This is a genomic window from Eremococcus coleocola DSM 15696 (assembly GCF_000428865.1).
GTDB lineage: Bacteria > Bacillota > Bacilli > Lactobacillales > Aerococcaceae > Eremococcus > Eremococcus coleocola.
The window spans coordinates 19,553-40,728 of record NZ_AUAT01000011.1 but is presented as its reverse complement, the minus strand read 5'-3'; the positions used below and the strand labels follow the sequence as shown (position 1 = coordinate 40,728).

22 protein-coding genes are annotated in these 21,176 nt (G+C 39.2%); 20 read left to right on the top strand and 2 right to left on the bottom strand.

Annotation, left to right across the window (positions count from 1 at the left end):
- The first annotated feature begins 107 nt into the window (after positions 1 to 107).
- The 16 genes from G396_RS0103545 to atpC all read left to right on the top strand — a co-directional run bounded on the left by G396_RS0103545 (position 108) and on the right by atpC (position 16,331).
- Complete coding sequence (locus G396_RS0103545) at positions 108 to 1,049, top strand: ABC transporter permease (protein ID WP_006418067.1); 942 nt, start codon at positions 108 to 110, stop codon at positions 1,047 to 1,049.
- Position 1,050: 1 nt separating this feature from the next.
- Complete coding sequence (locus tag G396_RS0103540; RefSeq protein WP_034907494.1) at positions 1,051 to 2,124, top strand: ABC transporter permease; 1,074 nt, start codon at positions 1,051 to 1,053, stop codon at positions 2,122 to 2,124.
- A 6-nt stretch (positions 2,125 to 2,130) separates the two neighbouring features.
- The gene (locus G396_RS0103535; protein WP_006418023.1) at positions 2,131 to 3,189 is read left to right on the top strand and encodes an ABC transporter ATP-binding protein; all 1,059 of its coding nucleotides are present in this window, start codon (positions 2,131 to 2,133) and stop codon (positions 3,187 to 3,189) included.
- Positions 3,176 to 4,063 carry an ABC transporter ATP-binding protein gene (locus tag G396_RS0103530; protein WP_028125062.1) on the top strand — a complete coding sequence of 296 codons (888 nt, stop codon included), beginning with the start codon at positions 3,176 to 3,178 and terminating at the stop codon, positions 4,061 to 4,063. Before G396_RS0103535 ends, G396_RS0103530 begins: the two co-directional genes overlap by 14 nt.
- 489 nt (positions 4,064 to 4,552) lie before the next feature.
- Complete coding sequence (gene pdhA / locus G396_RS0103525; protein ID WP_006418039.1) at positions 4,553 to 5,662, top strand: pyruvate dehydrogenase (acetyl-transferring) E1 component subunit alpha; 1,110 nt, start codon at positions 4,553 to 4,555, stop codon at positions 5,660 to 5,662.
- Entirely contained in the window at positions 5,662 to 6,639 is a 978-nt protein-coding gene (locus tag G396_RS0103520) for an alpha-ketoacid dehydrogenase subunit beta (RefSeq protein ID WP_006418051.1), read from the top strand. The genes pdhA and G396_RS0103520 overlap by 1 nt, the downstream gene beginning before the upstream one ends.
- Positions 6,640 to 6,686: 47 nt before the next feature.
- Entirely contained in the window at positions 6,687 to 8,321 is a 1,635-nt protein-coding gene (locus G396_RS0103515; RefSeq protein WP_028125061.1) for a dihydrolipoyllysine-residue acetyltransferase, read from the top strand.
- Between the two features lie 12 nt (positions 8,322 to 8,333).
- A complete protein-coding gene (gene lpdA / locus G396_RS0103510; protein ID WP_028125060.1) occupies positions 8,334 to 9,740 on the top strand; it encodes a dihydrolipoyl dehydrogenase in 1,407 nt (468 codons plus the stop codon).
- 298 nt (positions 9,741 to 10,038) lie between these two features.
- Positions 10,039 to 10,770: a F0F1 ATP synthase subunit A gene (gene atpB, locus G396_RS0103505; protein WP_034907491.1), complete on the top strand. Its 732-nt coding sequence runs from the start codon at positions 10,039 to 10,041 to the stop codon at positions 10,768 to 10,770.
- A gap of 17 nt (positions 10,771 to 10,787) precedes the next feature.
- Positions 10,788 to 11,000 (top strand): F0F1 ATP synthase subunit C, encoded by a 213-nt coding sequence (atpE, locus tag G396_RS0103500; protein ID WP_006418038.1) that lies wholly within the window; start codon positions 10,788 to 10,790, stop codon positions 10,998 to 11,000.
- A gap of 19 nt (positions 11,001 to 11,019) precedes the next feature.
- Positions 11,020 to 11,529 carry a F0F1 ATP synthase subunit B gene (gene atpF, locus G396_RS0103495; RefSeq protein WP_028125058.1) on the top strand — a complete coding sequence of 170 codons (510 nt, stop codon included), beginning with the start codon at positions 11,020 to 11,022 and terminating at the stop codon, positions 11,527 to 11,529.
- The gene (locus tag G396_RS0103490; RefSeq protein WP_006418020.1) at positions 11,522 to 11,860 is read left to right on the top strand and encodes a F0F1 ATP synthase subunit delta; all 339 of its coding nucleotides are present in this window, start codon (positions 11,522 to 11,524) and stop codon (positions 11,858 to 11,860) included. The genes atpF and G396_RS0103490 overlap by 8 nt, the downstream gene beginning before the upstream one ends.
- Before the next feature lie 56 nt (positions 11,861 to 11,916).
- Positions 11,917 to 13,395, top strand: a complete 1,479-nt coding sequence (atpA, locus tag G396_RS0103485) for a F0F1 ATP synthase subunit alpha (protein ID WP_245526823.1) — start codon at positions 11,917 to 11,919, stop codon at positions 13,393 to 13,395.
- A 17-nt stretch (positions 13,396 to 13,412) separates the two neighbouring features.
- On the top strand, positions 13,413 to 14,357 hold the full coding sequence (gene atpG / locus G396_RS0103480) for an ATP synthase F1 subunit gamma (RefSeq protein ID WP_028125057.1): 945 nt from the start codon (positions 13,413 to 13,415) through the stop codon (positions 14,355 to 14,357).
- A 4-nt stretch (positions 14,358 to 14,361) separates the two neighbouring features.
- A complete protein-coding gene (atpD, locus tag G396_RS0103475; RefSeq protein ID WP_028125056.1) occupies positions 14,362 to 15,858 on the top strand; it encodes a F0F1 ATP synthase subunit beta in 1,497 nt (498 codons plus the stop codon).
- Between the two features lie 23 nt (positions 15,859 to 15,881).
- Complete coding sequence (gene atpC, locus G396_RS0103470) at positions 15,882 to 16,331, top strand: ATP synthase F1 subunit epsilon (RefSeq protein WP_028125055.1); 450 nt, start codon at positions 15,882 to 15,884, stop codon at positions 16,329 to 16,331.
- Between the two features lie 153 nt (positions 16,332 to 16,484).
- On the opposite strand, the gene G396_RS0103465 is transcribed toward atpC, so the two are convergent.
- Together G396_RS0103465 and G396_RS11360 are read right to left on the bottom strand one after the other, a co-directional pair.
- Complete coding sequence (locus G396_RS0103465) at positions 16,485 to 16,793, bottom strand: hypothetical protein (RefSeq protein WP_155857397.1); 309 nt, start codon at positions 16,791 to 16,793, stop codon at positions 16,485 to 16,487.
- Positions 16,794 to 16,842: 49 nt separating this feature from the next.
- On the bottom strand, positions 16,843 to 17,199 hold the full coding sequence (locus G396_RS11360) for a hypothetical protein (protein WP_155857396.1): 357 nt from the start codon (positions 17,197 to 17,199) through the stop codon (positions 16,843 to 16,845).
- 207 nt (positions 17,200 to 17,406) lie between these two features.
- Here G396_RS11360 and G396_RS0103455 point away from each other — a divergent pair, with 207 nt between their 5' ends.
- From G396_RS0103455 to G396_RS0103440, 4 genes are all read left to right on the top strand, one after another.
- Positions 17,407 to 17,703 (top strand): UPF0223 family protein, encoded by a 297-nt coding sequence (locus G396_RS0103455; RefSeq protein WP_006418052.1) that lies wholly within the window; start codon positions 17,407 to 17,409, stop codon positions 17,701 to 17,703.
- Positions 17,704 to 17,705: 2 nt separating this feature from the next.
- Positions 17,706 to 18,476 carry an inositol monophosphatase family protein gene (locus G396_RS10065; protein WP_034907488.1) on the top strand — a complete coding sequence of 257 codons (771 nt, stop codon included), beginning with the start codon at positions 17,706 to 17,708 and terminating at the stop codon, positions 18,474 to 18,476.
- Between the two features lie 26 nt (positions 18,477 to 18,502).
- The gene (gene typA, locus G396_RS0103445) at positions 18,503 to 20,329 is read left to right on the top strand and encodes a translational GTPase TypA (protein WP_028125052.1); all 1,827 of its coding nucleotides are present in this window, start codon (positions 18,503 to 18,505) and stop codon (positions 20,327 to 20,329) included.
- Positions 20,330 to 20,412: 83 nt separating this feature from the next.
- Positions 20,413 to 21,015 carry a superoxide dismutase gene (locus G396_RS0103440; protein ID WP_028125051.1) on the top strand — a complete coding sequence of 201 codons (603 nt, stop codon included), beginning with the start codon at positions 20,413 to 20,415 and terminating at the stop codon, positions 21,013 to 21,015.
- Positions 21,016 to 21,176 lie beyond the last annotated feature (161 nt).

Here is a 21,176-nt window from a genome sequence, read left to right as displayed (position 1 = left end):
TAGGCCTAAGTTTATATTCAGTTATACTGTGACCCAGCTAATAAGCACTTTCTGGTTGGTAATTGGGTCATTTTGACCATTTAGATTTTCAGCCAAAGGAGGCTATGATGAAATCCTATATTAAATTTATTGGTAAACGACTGCTTTTCATGTTGTTAACTTTATGGATTATTATTACCGTGACATTTTTCTTAATGCAATTTTTACCAGGAACTCCCTTTGCCAATGTAGAAAATATGACTCAAAGTCAAGTTGAGACCCTCTACCGCTTGTATGGCCTTGATCAACCCATGCATATCCAATACCTTAATTATTTAAAAAATGTGTTGACGGGTAATTTTGGGGTTTCCTTCCAATTTAATAATACCCCAGTGACTAAAATACTATTAGACCGAGCTGGTCCTTCCTTTATCTTAGCCTTACAGGCCTTGGTTCTTGGATCTGTTGTTGGTCTTATCCTAGGTGTAATTGCGGCGGTATACCATAACACTTGGATCGATACCTTTACCTCAATTTTTGCGATTTCTGGTCGGTCTGTCCCTAACTTTGTCTTTGCGGTTGTGCTACAATTTGTCTTTGCAGTAACCTTATCTTGGTTTCCGATTGCCTTTTGGCGTGATGGGTTTATATCAACCGTTTTACCGACCCTTGCTTTAGCCATCCAACCGATGGCTGAGTCGGCTCGTTTTGTGCGGACGGAAATGATTGAAGTTCTAAACTCTGACTATATAGAATTGGCCGAAGCCAAGGGCTTTTCTAAGTTCTATATTGTGACAAAGCATGCCTTAAGAAATGCAGTCATTCCGCTTTTAACCATTCTTGGTCCCATGACAGCTTCAATGATGACCGGATCTCTAGTGGTGGAAAATATCTATTCTATCCCAGGTATAGGCGAACAATTTACCAAGTCCATTTTGGTGAATGATTATCCGACGATTATGGGAATTACTATTTTATATTCAAGTATTTTAATTATGATTATCCTTTTGGTGGATATTATTTATGGTATACTCGACCCACGTTTGCGACTTGTAGAAGGAGATGATTAAGATGGCCCTAACAAAATTATATCCTTCTGACTATAATCAAAAACTCTTGCAAGCTCAGTCCGATTTAAGTCCTGATTTATTCGAACGCCATATCAAAATTGACTCTGAGCTTAATGAGCAGATTCAAGCATCTTCCTTGAACTATTTTCAAGACTCTTGGCGACGTTTAAAGAAGAACAAGGGTGCCATGATTGCCTTGTTTTTTGCTATTTTTATTGTAGGGGTTGCTTTCCTAGCTCCATGGATTTCACCTTTTGATCCCAATGCCCAACATCCGGAATGGGCCAAACTCGCTCCCAAAATCCCTTGGTTAGCTCAATTTGGTATTTTTGACGGGATGGGGGTGAACCGGGCAGGTATTGCCTATGATGTGTATGCGCAAAAAGGTGTCCCCGCAGATGTTTATTTCACTTTGGGTACAGATGCTTTAGGTCGTGACCTCTTATCTCGGATTCTTCATGGTACTCGGATTTCCTTAATCGTTGCTTTTGTGGCTGCCTTAATTAATTTAGTCCTCGGGATTATTTATGGCTTAATTTCTGGCTGGCTAGGCGGTAAAGTTGATACGGTGATGCAACGGATTTTGGAAATTTTAACCGGGATTCCTAATTTAGTCATTGTAGTTTTAATGCTACTTTTACTAAGACCGGGTCTTTTATCTATTATTATCACGATTGCTTTGACATCTTGGATTACCATGTCTCGTGTTGTACGGGCTCAGACCCTCCGACTTAAAAATCAAGAATACGTGATTGCTGCCCGAGTATTAGGACAAAGTCCTTTGAAGATTATGTTCCAACATATCTTACCGAATATGCTGGGAATCATTATTGTCCAAGTTATGTTTGCCATTCCATCGGCCATCTTTTTTGAAGCCTTCTTAAGTTTTATTGGTATTGGGATTCCCGCTCCTCAGGCTTCACTAGGAACCTTAATTAATGATGGCTATCAAACCTTCCGTTTCTTACCTCATTTAATGTGTTATCCAGCCTTAATGATTTCTGTCCTGATGTTGTCCTTTAATATTTTAGCGGATGGTTTACGGGATGCCTTTGATCCAAGAGAGGAGGAATAGGCAGCTATGACAAATGATAAATTATTACAAGTAGAAAATTTAGCCCTTTCCTTCAAAACTTATGATGGCTTAGTTCAAGCCATACGTGGCGTGTCTTTTGAAGTAGCTCCCGGTGAAACCCTGGCTATTGTGGGTGAATCTGGTTCGGGGAAAACAGTCACAACCCGTGCTCTAATGGGACTATTGGCTGATAATGCCCAAATCGAATCAGGAAAAATTATTTATAAGGGAGAAGACTTAGTTGGTAAATCTGATAAAACCATGCAAACCATTCGGGGAAATGAGATTGCTATGATTTTCCAAGATCCCATGACGGCTTTAAATCCAACCTTAAATATTGGCCAGCAGATTACGGAAGTTTTAATCAAAAAGCGGGGCATGTCTGCTAAAGAAGCTCAAGCAGAAGCCATTCATTTATTGGCGGCCTGTGGCATTGTTGAGCCAGAAAAACGACTGAAGCAATATGCTCATCAGTTTTCAGGTGGCCAACGACAACGGATTGTCATTGCGATTGCCTTAGCAGGGCAACCAGATCTCTTGATTGCCGATGAACCAACGACGGCACTCGATGTGACTATCCAAGCTCAAATTATTGATTTATTAAAAGACTTGCAGGCTAAATTTGGCATGGCTATTATTTTTATTACCCATGACTTGGGTGTAGTTGCCAAGGTAGCTGACCGGGTTGCCGTTATGTATGCTGGTAAATTTGTCGAAATGGGATCAGTTGATGATATTTTTTATAATCCTCAACACCCCTATACTTGGGGGTTGTTAACCGCGATGCCCACAGCTAATTCTCAGGGTCAGCTTTATGCCATTCCAGGCACCCCGCCTAGCTTATTGAATCCACCACAAGGTGATGCTTTTGCGCCTAGAAATGAATATGCTTTAGCCATTGACTTTCAAAAGCAGCCCCCATTATTCCAAGTGTCACAAGACCATTTTGCTGCTACCTGGTTACTTCACCCGGATGCACCTGATGTGGAACCACCAGTCAATATTAAAGAAAGATGGTCTTATTTTAAAGAGAAGAAAGTAGGGGGATTCGATGCCAACAAATAAAGTTTTAGTTGAAGTGAGCCATTTAAAACAATATTTTAATCAAGGCCGTCCCACCCAAGTCAAAGCTGTCGATGATGTCTCTTTTGAAATCTATCAGGGGGAAACTTTCGGATTAGTGGGTGAATCTGGCTCAGGCAAATCCACGGTAGGACGGGCCTTAGTTAATTTATATCAACCGACTGCTGGTAAAATAATTTTTGATGGCCAAGACCTTGCCAATTTAAAAGGACGTAAGGCAGCTCTTGCCTTTAATAAGCGAGTCCAAATGATTTTTCAAGATCCCTATGCTTCCTTAAATCCCCGTAAAAAGGTTAAAGATATCATTGCAGAAGGGATTGATATTCATCACCTAGCAGCCAATGATAAGGACCGGACGGACCAAGTCTTTGAGCTTTTAGAAGAAGTCGGTTTAAATAGAAATCATGCCAGTCGATACCCTCATGAATTCTCGGGCGGCCAACGGCAACGGATCGGTATTGCCCGAGCTTTAGCGGTTAAACCTGATTTTATCGTGGCTGACGAACCTATTTCAGCCTTGGATGTCTCAATCCAAGCCCAGGTTATCAATCTCTTGGAGAAATTAAAAAAAGAAAAGAATTTAACCTTCTTATTTATTGCTCATGATTTATCCATGGTTAAATATTTTTCTGATCGGATTGGAATGATGTATCATGGCCGTTTACTAGAAGTTTCTGAGGCAGACCAATTATATGATCATCCCCAACATGCCTATACCAAGTCTCTCTTATCAGCGATTCCTCTACCTGATCCTGACTATGAGCGGAACCACCAACGGATTCGATTTGATCCTAATAGCTTATCAGCTCAAGCTGAATTAAAGCAAGTGCAACCAGGCCATTGGGTTGAGCGTTAATGTTAACTTTATACAAATTTTTACCACTTATGACCTTTCGGTTCTTAAGTGGTTTTTTGACGTCAAAATTATAATTTGATTAAGAACAAAATTTTAAAAAGAAATTTTAATGGGAATAAACACTTTAAACATTAAATCACAAAGTCTTTAATCATTAGTTTAATAAGCACAGATTAATAAACTGAAAATCAAGCTAAATGTGACTGGAATGGACTTTTTATTTTGATTTATAAAATAATAGTACAGTTTTAAAATACTGTACTATTTCACAATATTTAAAATTATTGATAACAATCAATCAGTGGCTTTCGATAAGTAGGTACAAAAAGCTGATAAATCGGTGGTTTTATTAAAGAAAAACACTCAAAAACTACACTGGTTCTAAGAGGGAATTCTTGCAAACAAGCTAGATAAGTGATAAATTTATAGCATAGATTAATACAGTTTTTTTACTGTGTATTATTATTTTCAGAGAGGAAGAAACAATTCATGGCTAAGCAAGCGAATAAAGTTACTTTTGAAGCATTGTTAGACCCTCAAAATTTTGATTTTGAGACAGTTCAAATTTTGAATGAAAAAGGAGAAGTCGTTAACCCTGATTTAATGCCAGAACTAACCGATGAAGAGTTAGTTAAATTTATGGAGGATATGGTTTTCTACCGTGAATGGAATGATCGGATGAAGGCTTTTAGTCGCCAAGGTCGTCTAGGTTTCGTTGCTCCAACCTCAGGTCAAGAAGCATCTCAACTTGGAACTATTGCAGCAACAACTTCTGATGATGTTATTTTCCCAGGTTACCGTGACTTACCACAATTAATGCAACATGGTTTGCCAAGATATAAAGCTTTCCTATGGTCTAAAGGTCACGTTGAAGGTTCTCAATATCCTGAAGACTTCCATGCTTATCCACCACAAATTATTATCGGTGCCCAATATGTTCAAGCAGCGGGTGCTGCCCTCGGTATTAAGAAAAATGGTCGTAAAGCAATCGCTATGACTTGGACAGGTGACGGAGGTTCTTCTCAAGGTGATGTATATGAAGGTATGAACTACGCTGGTGCCTTTAAAGCGCCTGCTGTCTTCGTTATCCAAAATAATGGTTGGGCTATCTCAACGCCTCGTGCATATCAAACTGCTGCTCCAACCTTAGCTCAAAAAGGTGTGGCTGCTGGTATTCCTGGTATCCAAGTGGATGGTATGGATATCTTAGCTGTATATGCAGTTGCTAAAGCAGCCCGTGAATATGCGGTTGAAGGTAATGGTCCAGTTTTAATTGAAACCTTATGTTACCGTTATGGTGCCCACTCCTTGTCTGGTGATGATCCTAAACGTTACCAACCAGAAGGTGCTCAAGAACATTGGCGTGGTCTTGATCCGTTAAACCGTTACCGGATCTTCTTAACTGAAAAAGGCCTTTGGTCTGAAGAAAAAGAAGCTGAAGTAGTGGCTAATGCCAAAGAAACTGCTAAAGCAGCAATCAAAGAAGCTGAATCTGTAGCTCCTCAAAAAGTATCTGATTTCTTGAAGAATATGTTTGAAACGCCAGATTCAATCATTGCTGAACAAATTGAACAATACGAAGCAAAGGAGAATAAATAATGGCACAAATGACAATGATTCAAGCGATTACTAATGCTTTAGATATCGCTTTAGCAAGTGACGAACGCACTTTAATTTTTGGTGAAGATGTGGGTAAAAATGGTGGGGTTTTCCGTGCCACTGAAGGCTTGCAAGATAAATTCGGCGAAGACCGTGTTTTTAATACTCCGTTAGCTGAATCAGGTATTGGTGGTTTATCAATTGGTCTCGCTCTTGAAAATTTCCGTCCTGTGATGGAAATTCAATTCTTCGGCTTCGTTTTTGAAGTACTTGACTCTGTAGTGGGACAAGCAGCTCGGACCCGTTACCGGATGGGTAATACCCGTAACTTACCAATTACCATTCGTTCACCATTTGGTGGTGGGGTAGCTACACCAGAAATGCATGCGGACTCCCTAGAAGGTCTGATTGCTCAATCTCCTGGTATAAAAGTCGTAATCCCATCAAACCCATATGATGCAAAAGGTTTATTACTTTCTGCAATTCGTGATAATGACCCTGTGGTTTATTTAGAACATATGAAATTATATCGGTCATTCCGTGAAGAAGTGCCAGAAGATGACTATACGATTCCTTTAGGAAAAGCAAAAGTTGTTAAAGAAGGTACTGATGTTTCAATTATTGCTTATGGTGCCATGGTGCGTGAAGCAATCACAGCAGCAGAAGAATTAGAAAAAGATGGTATTTCTGCTGAAATTATCGACCTAAGAACCGTTTACCCATTAGATATTGAAGCCTTAGTTGCAACAACCGAAAAAACTGGTCGGGTAGTTGTAGTACAAGAAGCTCAACGTCAAGCCGGTGTCGGAGAAAAAGTTATCTCTGAAATTTCTCAAAGAGCTGTTTTATCACTGAAAGCACCGATTGGTTTTGTATCTGCACCAAATACAGTCTTCCCATTTGGTATGGCCGAAAAAGATTGGTTGCCAAATGCTAACGATATTGTTGCAAAAGTAAAAGAGACAACAGATTTCTAATAGGATACCAATCGAGCTCTCAAGTAAAAGGAAGGAAGAATAAACAAATGGCATTTAAATTCACATTACCTGAATTAGGTGAAGGAATTCATGAAGGCGAAATCGTTTCGATTCTCGTTTCTGAAGGTCAAGCAATCTCTGAAGATGACATTATTTTAGAAGTACAAAACGATAAGGCAGTCGAAGAATTACCAACTCCAGTAACTGGGACAGTTAAGTCAATTAAAGTTTCTGAAGGTGACGTTGTGACCGTGGGTGATGTCTTAATTGAAATTGATGCTGAAGGTTATGAAGGTGAAGATTTACCTGAAGAACCAGCTGTGACTGCGGCGGCCGAAGAAGATTTGCCAGCTACTAAAGCAGCTGACCAACCTGGCCAAGCGAGTGGCTATTTTAACTTTACCTTACCTGAATTAGGTGAAGGAATTCATGAAGGTGAAATCGTATCTTGGTTAGTATCAGAAGGCGATACAGTTGCTGAAGATGATATAATTCTTGAAGTCCAAAATGATAAAGCAGTTGAAGAATTACCAACTCCTTATGCAGGTAAAATCGTTAAAATTCATGCTCAACCAGGTCAGGTTGTGCAAGTGGGTGACATTTTAGTAGAAATTGATGCCCCTGACTTTGAAGGTGATGGTTCAAGCGCAGCTCCTGCTGTAAGTGACTCAGCCTCTGCAGCACCAGCCGCAGCAGCAAGTCAACCAGGTCAAGTATCAGGTCGAGCAGGCACTTCTCCTGCAGGTCATGTCTTAGCCATGCCTTCTGTACGTAAATTAGCCCGTGATAAAGGCATTGATATCAACTTAGTAGTGCCAACAGGTAAAGGTGGCCGGGTTACTGAAGCTGATGTTAACAACTTCAACCCTAACCAAACTGCTAGTGCTCCAGCTGAAAAAACAGCTCCAGCTACTGCAGGTGCCGCAACTGAAAAGACAGCCCCAGCTAAGAAAGCTACACCACTTGTGTCTAATGCAGAACGGACAACCCGTGAAAAAATGTCAGGTACCCGTAAAGCAATCGCTAAGGCAATGACTAACTCTAAACATACTTCTCCACATGTTACTCACTTTGATGAAATCGAAGTATCTAAACTATGGGATCACCGTAAGAAATTCAAAGGTATTGCTGCAGAACGTGATACCAAACTAACCTTCTTACCATATGCCGTTAAAGCCTTAGTTGCTGCCCTTAAGAAATACCCAATTTTAAATGCTTCACTGGATGATGCTACGAACGAAATTGTTTACCATAATTATTATAACATTGGTATTGCTACTGATACTGATCATGGTCTTTATGTACCAAACATTAAAGATGCAAACGCTAAATCAATGTTTGATATTGCTGATGAAATTACTGAATTAGCCAATAAGGCTCATGATTCTAAATTATCAGCTGGAGAAATGCGTGATGGTACCATTACTATTTCTAACATTGGTTCTGCTGGTGGTAAATGGTTCACTCCAATTATTAACCACCCAGAAGTGGCTATCTTAGGCTTCGGATCAATCGTGCAACAACCAATTGTCGATGAAAATGGTGAATTAGCTGTGGGTCGGATGATTAAATTATCATTATCTTATGACCACCGTGTTATTGATGGTGCTACTGCTCAGAAAGCTATGAATGAAATTAAACGTTACCTAGCAGACCCTGAATTGTTATTAATGGAAGGATAAGGTGTTACATAAATGGTAGTAGGAGATTTCGCAATTGAATTAGATACAGTTGTTATCGGAGCAGGCCCTGGTGGCTATGTAGCTGCGATTCGTGCTGCTCAATTAGGCCAAAAAGTGGCGATTATTGAACGCCAATATATTGGTGGTGTATGTTTAAACGTTGGATGTATTCCATCTAAAGCTTTGATATCAGCAGGACACGCCTATCATAATGCTCAACATTCTGAAATTTTCGGTGTAACAGCTAAAGATGTTGCAATTGACTTCACTAAGACTCAAGAATGGAAAGATAACAGCGTCGTTGCCAAACTTACTGGTGGCGTAGAAATGTTATTGAAAAAGAACAAAGTTGAAATCATTCGTGGGGATGCCTTCTTCCAAGACGAACATCATTTACGGGTTATGCATGAAGAGGGTGCTCAATCTTATTCTTATAATAATGCCATTATTGCAACCGGTTCTCGTCCAATCGAAATTCCAGGCTTTAAGTTTGCTGGCCGGGTCATCGATTCAACAGGTGCTTTGAACCTAAAAGAAATTCCTGGTAAATTAGTTGTCATTGGTGGTGGTGTTATCGGTTCTGAATTAGGTATGGCTTATGCTAACATGGGCACTGAAGTAACTATCTTAGAAGGTTCGCCTCAGATCTTGCCAACCTTTGAAAAAGACCTAGTTCGGGTTGTTGAAAAAGAAATGAAGAACCGTAATATGACCATTCATACTAATGCAATGGCTAAAGAAGCCGTTGATAATGGTGACTCTGTAACGGTTAAATATGAAATTGATGGCAAAGCTGAAGAAATCAATGCAGATTATGTCCTAGTTTCCGTAGGTCGTCGTCCAAATACAGATGAAATGGGCTTAGAAATTGCCGGTATCAAGATGACCGATCGTGGTCTAATTGAAGTCGACAAACAAGGTCGGACTAATAAGCCGAATATTTATGCCATTGGTGATATCGTAGCCGGTGCTGCCTTAGCACATAAAGCTTCTTATGAAGGTAAAGTTGCGGCTGCAGCGATTGCTGGTCATAAAGATGAAGTGGATTATGTTGCTATGCCAAGTGTTGCCTTCACAGATCCAGAAGTAGCCGCTGCAGGTTATACTGAAAAAGCAGCTAAAGAAGCTGGTTTAGATGTTAAAGCTTCTAAATTCCCATTTGGTGGTAATGGTCGTGCCTTATCATTAAATCAAACAGAAGGTTTCTTACGTTTAGTGACAACTAAAGAAGATAATATTATTGTTGGTGCTCAAATTGTGGGTCCTAATGCTTCAGAAGTTTTAACTGAGTTACTATTAGCTATTGAATCTGGTATGAACGCAGAAGACTTAGCTTTAACTATTCATGGTCACCCATCTTTAGGCGAAGTTACTATGGATACGGCTGAATTAGCTTTAGGTATGCCAATCCACGTATAAAAAATTTAATAATTTTTGAGCTTGAATCTCATGAAACTAGGATTATCCTTGTATTTATGGGGCTCAGGCTCTTTCCTTTTTTAAGAGATGTCAAGATAGTCTTAGATAATTTTGATATAGATAAAAATAGACACCATTAAAAATTTTTTATATAGGTGGGCAATAAAATACTATTAATTTAAGGATGATTAATGTAAAATTCTAAATTAAGTGTTACAATAAAAACACTTGTGGTTGTGTCTTGTTATTGTAAGCTCACAAGCAATCACTAGACTATTGCTAGAAAGAAGGTAGAAAAGTGGATGGAACAGTAGTTATTAATTTACTCGGCATTCCGGTCGGTTTGAATGTAGTCTTATCGATGATTGCTGCTGTGGTCATAGTAATTGCACTCTGCTTCCTATTTACACGCAACTTATCCGTTGAAAATCCAGGTAAAATTCAACTAGCTTTTGAATGGATTGTGAACTTAGTTGAAGGTGTGGTTAAAGATGCTTTGGGAGATAGTATGGAGCCTGCCCACATGGTAGTGGCAATCACCGTCTTTCTCTTTATTTTGGTCTCTAATTTGTTGGGGTTACCAATTTTAGTCGAAGCAGATGGTATTTCTTATTGGAAATCACCTACAGCAGAATTAGCTGTTTGTTTAGCCATGGCGGTTTCGATGAATCTGATATCACAGTATTTTGGAATAAAGAAATATGGTTTGCTCCAACATTTCCGTTTAACCTATGCTCAGCCAGTGGCACTCTTGCCTTATAATATTCTTGAAGAAGTCATTAATATGATGACTCTTTCATTACGTTTGTTTGGTAATATATTTGCGGGTGAAATTCTATTGAAATTGATCGCTGAATTAGGAAATGTTTTTGGAATTGCTACTTGGCCAATTGGAATTCCTTTACAAATGGTATGGCAAGCATTTTCAGTCTTTATCGGCTGTTTGCAAGCATATATTTTTGTAAACTTATCCATTGTATACCTGTCTCATAAAGTGATTCATCACGTTGAAGAAAAAGAAGAAGCATAAAGGAGAATTGATAAAATATGAATGGTTTAGCTGCTGCAATTGCAATTGGACTTGCCGCTTTCGGTGCGGCAATTGGGAATGGTTTGGTAATTTCTAAGGCTTTGGAATCTATGGCTCGTCAACCAGAAATGGAATCTAAAATTCGGTCAACTATGTTACTTGGGGTTGGTTTAATTGAAGCGATTCCGATTATGGCAGCTGTTATTGCCTTTATTTTAGTTTTCCAATAATAGCAAGGAGGAATTGTAAATGGGAAGCTTATTAGGACCAACTGCCCTAGGTCATGCACTAATGACACTTATTTCTTTTCTAATCCTTATTTTTTGTGTGCATCGTTTTGCTTGGACACCTTTAATGAATGTATTAGATCAACGGAAACGTTTAATCACCAAAGAGTTAAATGAAGGACATGATTTAAAGGCTGCTTCTGAAAAAGCTAATAAAGAGGCCCAGGCAAAATTAACTCAGTCACGAGTTGAAGCCAATAAAATTGTCAATGATGCAAAAAAACAAGGCGAAGAATTGAAAATTCGGTTGAAACAAGAAGCTAATCAGGACATTGATGCCATGAAAGCACAAGCCCAAAGAAGAATAGAACGAGAACGTCAAGAAGTTTTGGCTGAGATGGAAGATACCATTGCTTCAGTTTCAGTTGAAATTGCAGAAAAAATTATTAAACATGAAATTAATGAAGATGACCACCGTCGTTTAATTAATGATTTTATTCATAGATTAGAAGAGGAAGTTAAACATGGATAATGTTAAAGAAACGACCTATAGTCAATTTGTCGATCAAATTATGGACCAATATCGTCAATATGACGAAAAAACCGGTCGTATAAAAAAAGATGAAAGTCAAGAAGTTGAAAATTTGACTATTCGCTCAGTCGTGCCTTTGACAGAGGCGGAAAAACGTCAAATTATTGCCCTATTTCTTAAGAAAATTGATCGTCCATTGGGAGAAGTCAATGAAATTATTGATCCTGATTTAGTTACGGGAGTTTCTATTCAAAGTGAATCTTATTACTTTGAGGTCAGTGGACGTCAGCAATTATCACATATGCATGATATGTTTCATGCTAAAAGCTAAAAGGAGGTTGTTTATTCTTGGATAAAAAAGATTTAGAAAAACGCCTACTTAAACAAATCAATCAATTTGATGCCACACACCACATGGAAGAAATTGGAACGGTTGTCTATATTGGGGATGGGATTGCTCGTGTCCATGGTTTGGATAAAGCTATGCAAGGTGAAATGGTTGAATTTCCTAACGGGTCAATTGGAATGGTACAGAACCTAGAAATTGATGAAGTTGGGGTTATTGTATTTGGGGACTACCATGATATCAATGAAGGTGACTTAGTTCGCCGTTTAAACAAGGTCATGGAAGTACCAGTAGGTGATAATTTACTTGGTCGAGTAGTTAATCCTTTGGGTCAACCAATTGATGGTGAAGGTCCAATTGAGACTGAGAAGACACGTCCGGTTGAAGCAGAAGCTCCGTCTATTATGGACCGCCAGTCTGTAAAACGACCTTTACAAACAGGAACCAAGGCGATTGATGCCTTAGTCCCAATTGGACGTGGCCAACGGGAATTGATTGTTGGGGACCGGAAAACTGGTAAAACCACCATTGCCATTGATGCAATTATTAACCAAAAAGAACAAGATGTACTTTGTATTTATGTAGCCATTGGTCAAAAGGAATCTACGGTTAAAAATATTGTGAATACTTTACGGAAGTATGATGCGCTTGATTATACGATTATCATGTCTGCCTCTGCCTCACAACCGTCTTCCTTATTGTACTTGGCACCCTATGCAGCGACTGCTATGGCAGAAGAATTTATGTATGCAGGGAAACATGTTTTGATCATTTATGATGATTTGACCAAGCAGGCGGCAGCTTACCGTGAAATGTCCCTACTTTTAAAACGGCCACCTGGACGGGAAGCCTATCCTGGGGATGTCTTTTACTTGCACTCCCGTTTATTAGAACGTTCAGCCAAGTTAAATGATGAATTAGGTGGGGGTTCAATTACTTCGCTACCAATTATCGAAACTCAAGCCGGTGATATCTCTGCCTATATTCCAACTAACGTGATTTCAATCACCGATGGTCAAATTTTCCTAGAAAATGACCTCTTTAATTCTGGCGTGCGGCCAGCCATTAATGCTGGGCTTTCAGTCTCTCGGGTGGGGGGAGCAGCTCAAGTGAAGGCTATGAAACAAGTTTCAGGTACTCTCCGGATAGACTTGGCGGCTTACCGTGAATTAGAAGCCTTCAGTCAATTTGGCTCTGACTTGGATGATATGACTCGGAAAAACCTAGACCGTGGTAAACGCACGGTTGAATTGTTAAAGCAATCAGCGCATAAACCTTTATCAATGCCTAAGCAAGTTGTAATTCTTTATGCCTTAGCCCATCATTTACTTGAAGGTATCGAAGTGGAAGACTTACGTGATTTTGAGGCAGCTTTATTTAGTCATTTAGAGGAAATACATCCCGAAGTGCTTCAATCAATTGAAGATAATGAAGTCATAGTTGATGAAAATAAATTGACCGATTTAATTAATCAATTTAAGGAAGTATTTATGGCAACCTATCATGCTGAAATCCAATAAAAGTAGGTGATACAAGAATGGCTTTAAATGAGATAAAAAAGAAAATGAATTCAATTCAAAAAACCTCTCAAATCACAAATGCCATGCGATTGGTATCAACAACTAAATATAACAGTATTGTGATAGAATCTGCCAAGTATGATGCTTATAGTCAAAAGATTAAAGAGATGGTCTCTTCGGTTATTCGACCAGATATTCAATATGATTTAGATGCCAGTCCTGTAGTGGATGAGGATGGAAATAATGATAGTCTTATTAACTTTCATAGTATGATGGAAGTTCGACCTGTCAATAAAGTTGGTTTCCTAGTAATCACCTCAGATAAAGGGTTAGCCGGTAATTATAATACTTCAATTTTAAAAGAATTTCGTGATCAGGCGCGTAAATACCGCAAAGATCAAATTGAAGTACTAGCCATTGGGGCACCGATTGCTAAATTCTGCCGGGAAAATGGCTATCATTTGGCTTATGAACGTTATCATTTGTCAGATTATCCTAGCTTTACTGAAGTGAGAAATATTATTCGTGAAGCTGTTAATTTATTTAAGGATAAGACTTATGATGAATTATACTTATGCTATAATCACTCAATTAATGTTTTAGTGAATGAATATCGTTTTGAACGGATTCTACCGATTAGTCCCGAAAATATTCGGCACCTTCATGAGGAAAATAAAGATAAGGTTGATCCGCAAGTACTAATTGAACCTGATGTCAACCAAGTCCTAGATTTCTTGTTACCATTATATGCTCAAACTCAAATTTACGGAGCAGTGATTGATGCCAAAACCGCAGAACAATCTGCGCGGATGCAGGCAATGGGTCAAGCAACTGATAACGCTGAGAAATTAATCGCAGATTTGCAACAAGAATACCATCATGAACGGCAAAAGAGAATTACGAACGAAATTATTGAGATTACCAATGGTGCCAATGCACAAGTGAAGGAAAAGAAGGGATAAACAGATGAGAATTGGAAAAATAGCTCAGGTTATTGGCCCGGTTGTGGATGTAAAGTTTCCAATTTCCGAGGGGATTCCTGAGATTCATAATGCTCTGGTAATTGTGCCTAATCAAGATCCAGCCACAATTACAGAAGCTGATTTAAATAATCCAAAGAACGTAGTATTAGAAGTTGAATTAGACTTAGGGGATGGAATTGTTCGTGCCATTGCTATGTCAGCCACCGATGGTTTGTCACGGGAAATGTTAGTAGCTGACCGGGAAACAACTATCAAAGTTCCTGCAGGTCCAGCGACCTTAGGACGGGTTTTCAATGTTTTAGGGCACACAATTGATGACAAGGGTGACCTTGAGGCTGATTACGAATTAAAATCAATTTATCGTGATGCTCCAAAATATGAAAATCTATCTTCAGAATATGAAATTTTAGAAACAGGGATTAAGGTCATTGACCTTTTAGCTCCTTATTTAAAAGGAGGTAAGATTGGTCTTTTCGGTGGTGCCGGTGTTGGTAAAACCGTCTTAATCCAAGAGTTAATTCATAATATTGCCCAAGAGTTAGATGGTATTTCAGTCTTTACTGGGGTTGGTGAACGGACTCGGGAAGGGAATGACCTCGTCTTTGAAATGCGTGACTCTGGTGTTGATAAAAAGACTGCCATGGTGTTCGGTCAAATGAATGAACCACCAGGAGCACGGATGCGGACCGTCTTAACAGGCTTAACGATGGCTGAATATTTCCGGGACAAAATGAAACAAGATGTTTTGCTTTTTGTGGATAACATTTTCCGGTTTACGCAAGCAGGTTCAGAAGTTTCAGCCTTACTCGGTCGGATGCCATCTGCGGTGGGGTATCAACCAACTTTGGCTTCAGAAATGGGGGCAATGCAAGAGCGGATTGCCTCTACCGAGGATGGATCCATCACTTCTATTCAAGCGGTGTATGTGCCAGCCGATGATTATACTGACCCAGCGCCAGCAACTACCTTTACCCATTTGGATGCGACGACTAACCTGGATCGTAAATTAACCGAACAAGGGATTTATCCGGCGGTGAATCCGCTAGAATCAACATCTGTTGCCCTAAGTGAAGAAATTGTCGGCCCACGCCATTATCGGATTGCTCGTCAAGTACAAACCACCCTACAACGATATCACGAACTTCAAGATATTATTGCAATTTTGGGGGTTGAAGAACTTTCAGATGAAGAAAAAGTAACCGTATCACGGGCACGGCGGATTCAATTATTCCTATCCCAAAACTTCCACGTGGCAGAAGCTTTTACGGGCCTACCAGGCTCTTTTGTGTCAATTGAAGAATGTTTAGATGGTTTCGAAGGTATCTTGGAAGGTAAGTACGATAGTTTACCTGAAGAAGCTTTCCGGAATGTTGGTAACATCGATCAAGCGATTGCTAAAGCCCGCGATATGGGTGTGGATTATGGTAGTCAAAACAGTGAGACTGCGAGCGAAGATTCTAATACTAATGCTGATGCCTAAAGATAAAGAAAGTAGGTAATTACATGGCGGATACAAACGAAGGTAAAATGTTGACGGTCAATATTTTATCCCCTGATGGAGAGGTTTATGCTCACCATGCTCGGTCCTGTCGTGTCCATGCGATTGATGGTTGGTTGACAATCTTACCCAATCACTTACCTTTGGTAACAGTCCTTGATATTGGCGCTGTAATTGTTACACGTTTAAATAGTGAGGAACCGGATTATATTGCAATTAATGGGGGTGCCTTGACTTTCCACGATAATAATGTGGATATAGCTGCTTCATTTGCTGTTCGGGCCCGAGATGTGGATCAAGCTCATGTCGAAGTCATGAAAAATCAAGCTGAAGCGGATATGCAAGAAGCCTTGAGTCGACAAGATCAGTCTTCTTACTTACGGGCACGAATTTCTTTGGAACGGGCGATTAATCAGATTAATGTTGCTAAACATAAAAAATCTAATGTAAAGTAGTTATAAAACGTTTTAGCTTAGAAATAAACTAAATGTAAGGGAAGTAGTCTCGGTTGAGACTGCTTCCCTTTTTAATGAGATGAATTTACTTAATTTTTAAATTGATAGTATTTAAAGCGACAATGATCGTTGAAGAGATATCAGAATTCCACTTCAAGCAGGACTTATGATAATCCCAAGGGGAGCAAGCGATTCTTGGGCATTGCCAGCTTGGGTCACGACCCGCATCTCTAGCCAATAGCCGAGCACCATAATCAAAATCAAAGAAGCAAATTCAAAAAGAAGTTCATTTTGGGACTGTCCACTTAAATAGCTATGAATGATGGCAAAGCAGGAATAGCCATAAGAAACTGCTAAGCCCATGGCCACTAAGGCCATCATGCTAGGGGCTTTCTGTTTAAATTCTGATAATGCTCCTTGGAAAAATAGTTTGCCACCGATAAATAATAAAATTGTTGTCAAGATGAGTGCTAAAATGTCCGAGTAAGGAAAGGTAAATTGCAAAGGCAACTTAAGTGAACCCATTTGTGAAATCACCATGATAATTAGGGCAAAAGGAAGAGACCGGAAAAAGTTGTTTAAAATTGCCATGATGATGGTGGCCCATATGGTTGTGGTCATGACTTTCCATGGTATGATGGAGTTCCATAGAGTCATGATGGTCATGGTCTTTCATCTTATGGTGGTCATGATTATCCATCGTATGGTGATGGTCTATGTGGTCATGCTGGGTCATTTGAGAGTGGTTAACTTGAGTCTGGCTTGTCTTGCTTTCGGAAGCAAGATGGCTTGAACCTGATGATTCAGATTGTTTAAGTTTCGCTTTATATGTATGGTCTATAGTTTGCTTTTCTTGGTTTGAAGTCATATATTCACACTCTCTACTTGAAAAACTAAAAAATATCTACGCTTAGTATAAAGAACCAAGTTACATTTGTAAGCTGAAAAGACTTATGTGTAAATATGGGTAAAAGTTTTATAAAAAGCAGATAATCATATTTGATAACGTTTTCGTTTTTATTTTTAGCTTTAAATGCGGTATAGTAGTATTAACAATTCGTGGAAGGAGGAAGCTATGCCTCAATCATATACCTACCCCATTTCAAATCAGTGGACTACAGAAGAAATTATTGATGTGGTTAATTTTTTAGTGGCGGTTGAGAAAGTCTACCAAGGTGGCAATAGTTTAGCTGCAATTCAAGCCAGCTATGCAAAGTTCAAAGCGGTCGTCCCTTCCAAGAGTGAAGAGAAGCAAATTGATCGAGACTTTAAAACCACGAGTGGTTATTCGACCTATCAAGTGGTTAAAGCGATGAAAGATGCTTTGAACAAGCAAGTCTCCGCCAAGGATAAAATAAGATTGGAAGTGTAATAATGAATTATCAACGGCACCATCTCGTTCAAACTTGGATAGCCCAGGTGGGCAATATGCTACGGACAGCCTTGCAAGGCGAATTAGAGATTGAAGAAAAAAGCGGTCGAGCTGACTTAGTCACCCAAATGGATAAAGCCGTCGAAGCCTACCTAATTGACCAAATTCACCACTATTTTCCTAATGATCAAATTTTGGGAGAAGAAGGGCATGGCCATAATTTGACTTCAACTCAGGGTGTTTTATGGATTATTGATCCCATTGATGGCACCTTAAATTTTGTTAAGCAAGCTAATAATTTTGGAACGATGATCGGGATTTTTGAGGATGGCCAAGCCCAAGCCGGTTATATCTATGACGTAATGAAAGATGACCTTTATTACGGCATCAATGGCGAAGGGGTTTTTCTAAATGATCAGCCACTTGTGCCAACCCTAGACACGTCTTTAGCGGATAGTCTCTTAAATATAAACCAATATCACTTAGTAGGAAGTGATCCTCAGATTCAAGCTCTGGTTAATGGTGCGCTTGGTGTTCGTGGTTATGGTTCTGCAGCGCTAGAGATTATATCTATCTTACGAGGTGAGGCGTCAATTTATTATGCATCCCGGTTACAACCTTGGGATTTTGCAGCAGGTCTAGCTATTTTCAAAGAATTAGGCTTAAAAGTCACTGACCGTCAAGGCCAAGCTTTAGATTTATTAGAAGCTTCCACAGTCGTATTCGCCAGTCCCCAAGTTCATCAAGAAGCAATCCAATTATTAAACGCATAAGCAATCAAAGTAAAAGAGGAAATTAAATGACAAAAAGAAATGACATTCGTAATATCGCAATTATCGCCCACGTTGACCACGGTAAAACAACCTTGGTTGATGAATTATTAAAACAATCGTCAACCTTAGACGAACGGGCTAAATTAGATGAACGAGCCATGGACTCTAATGATATTGAACGGGAACGTGGAATTACGATTCTAGCTAAGAATACCGCAGTTGACTATAAAGGAACCCGGATTAATATTTTGGATACACCCGGGCATGCGGACTTTGGTGGTGAAGTTGAACGGATTCTATCCATGGTAGATGGAGTAGTTTTAGTTGTTGATGCTTATGAAGGAACTATGCCGCAAACTCGGTTTGTTTTGAAGAAAGCTTTAGAACAAGGGGTAATACCTGTTGTTGTCGTGAATAAAATTGATAAACCTTCAGCCCGTCCAGCTGAAGTTGTGGATGAAGTCTTGGACTTATTCATTGAATTGGGAGCGGATAATGAACAAATTGAATTCCCAGTGGTTTATGCCTCTGCCTTAAACGGAACATCTTCTAAATCAGATGATCCAGCCGATCAAGAAGCATCAATGGATGCAATTTTTGATGCGGTAATTGAGCATATACCAGCACCAGAAGATAATTCTGATGAGCCTTTACAATTCCAAGTTTCCCTCTTAGACTATAATGATTATGTGGGTCGTATTGGGATTGGTCGGGTCTTCCGTGGAAAAATTAAAGTGGGTGATTCGGTAACTTTAGTGAAAATTGACGGTACCCATAAAAACTTCCGCGTGACAAAAATGCATGGTTTCTTTGGCTTAAAACGGGTGGAAATCCAAGAAGCTAAAGCCGGTGACCTAATTGCCTTATCTGGTATGGATGATATCTTTGTTGGTGAATCTGTTGTTGATAGCCAACATATTGATCCACTACCTTTACTACATATTGATGAACCGACTCTACAAATGACCTTTAGAACCAATGATTCTCCTTTTGCGGGTCGCGAAGGTAAGTTTGTAACGGCCCGTAATCTTGAAGACCGTTTAATGCAAGAATTACAAACCGATGTATCCTTACGTGTAGAACAAACGGCGCCTGATACCTTTGTTGTTTCTGGTCGCGGGGAATTACATTTATCGATTTTAATTGAAAATATGCGTCGGGAAGGCTTTGAATTTCAAGTTTCACGGCCAAAAGTTATTGTCCGTGAAGTTGATGGAGTCCAATGTGAACCGTTTGAACGGGTCCAAATTGATACGCCAGAAGAATATATGGGGTCAATCATTGAAGCGTTGGGTACTCGTAAAGCAGAAATGGCAGATATGGTCCATACTGGCAATGGTCAAGTCCGGCTTGTTTTCTTGGTTCCAGCCCGTGGTTTGATTGGTTTTACTACTGAGTTTATGTCTATGACTCGGGGTTATGGTATCTTAAACCATACTTTTGATGAATACCGGCCTATGGTTGATGGTTCGATTGGTCGGCGTCGGAATGGGGCTTTAGTGGCACAAGAATCTGGCCAAGCGACAACTTATTCTATTATGAATATAGAAGATCGGGGAACTATTTTTGTGATGCCTGGTACTGATATTTATGGTGGAATGATTGTTGGTGAACACAGCCGTGAAAATGACTTAACTGTTAATATTACTAAGGCTAAGAATTTAACTAATGTTCGGTCAGCCACCAAAGATCAAACAGCCGTAATTAAGCAACCAAGGATTCTAACCCTTGAAGAGTCCATTGAATTTATGGATGAAGATGAATATTGTGAAGTTACCCCTGAGAGTATTCGTTTACGGAAACAAATCTTAGATAAATCTGCCAGATTAAAAGCTAACAAGAAAGAAAAATAAGTCTTAAATTGAGCATATTAATTGAGCTTTCACCTAGGAATGATATTATTAAAGTATCAAGAAAAAACTAGGAGGAATGTAAAATGGCTTTTGAATTACCAGAATTACCGTACGCATACGACGCATTAGAACCAGTGATTGATGAAGAAACAATGAAACTTCACCATGATAAACATCATAATACTTATGTAACTAAATTAAACGATGCGATTAAAGGAACGGATCTAGAATCTAAATCAATCGAAGAAATTATTGCTAATTTAAATGATGTTCCTGAAAAAATTCGGACGGCTGTTCGTAATAATGGCGGTGGTCACTTAAATCACACCTTGTTCTGGGATGAAATGCAAGCTCCTTCTGATAACAACGAGGTTCCGGCTGACTTATTGAAGAAGATTGAAGCTGACTTTGGTTCTTTCGAAGACTTCAAAAAAGAATTTAAAGCGGCAGCAACTGGACAATTTGGTTCTGGTTGGGCTTGGTTAGTTGATAATAATGGTAAGTTTGAAGTTGTGGGAACACCAAATCAAGATAACCCAATTACTGATGGTAAAAAACCATTACTTGGTCTTGATGTTTGGGAACATGCCTATTACTTAAAATATCGTAATGTTCGTCCTGACTATGTCGATGCATTCTGGAAAGTTGTTAACTGGGATGTTGTGGCTGAACGTTTAGCTAAATAATTAATTTTATCATCTGTAAAATGCGCCTAGGTTTTTGCTTTGCAAAAGTCCTAGGTGTTTTTTTTGTTTTATCTTATATTTTGTTTAGTATGAGATGATCCATCATAAGTTTGACTATTGAAATTTGTCTTATGGTATAATAAGCTAGTACAAACTAGAGG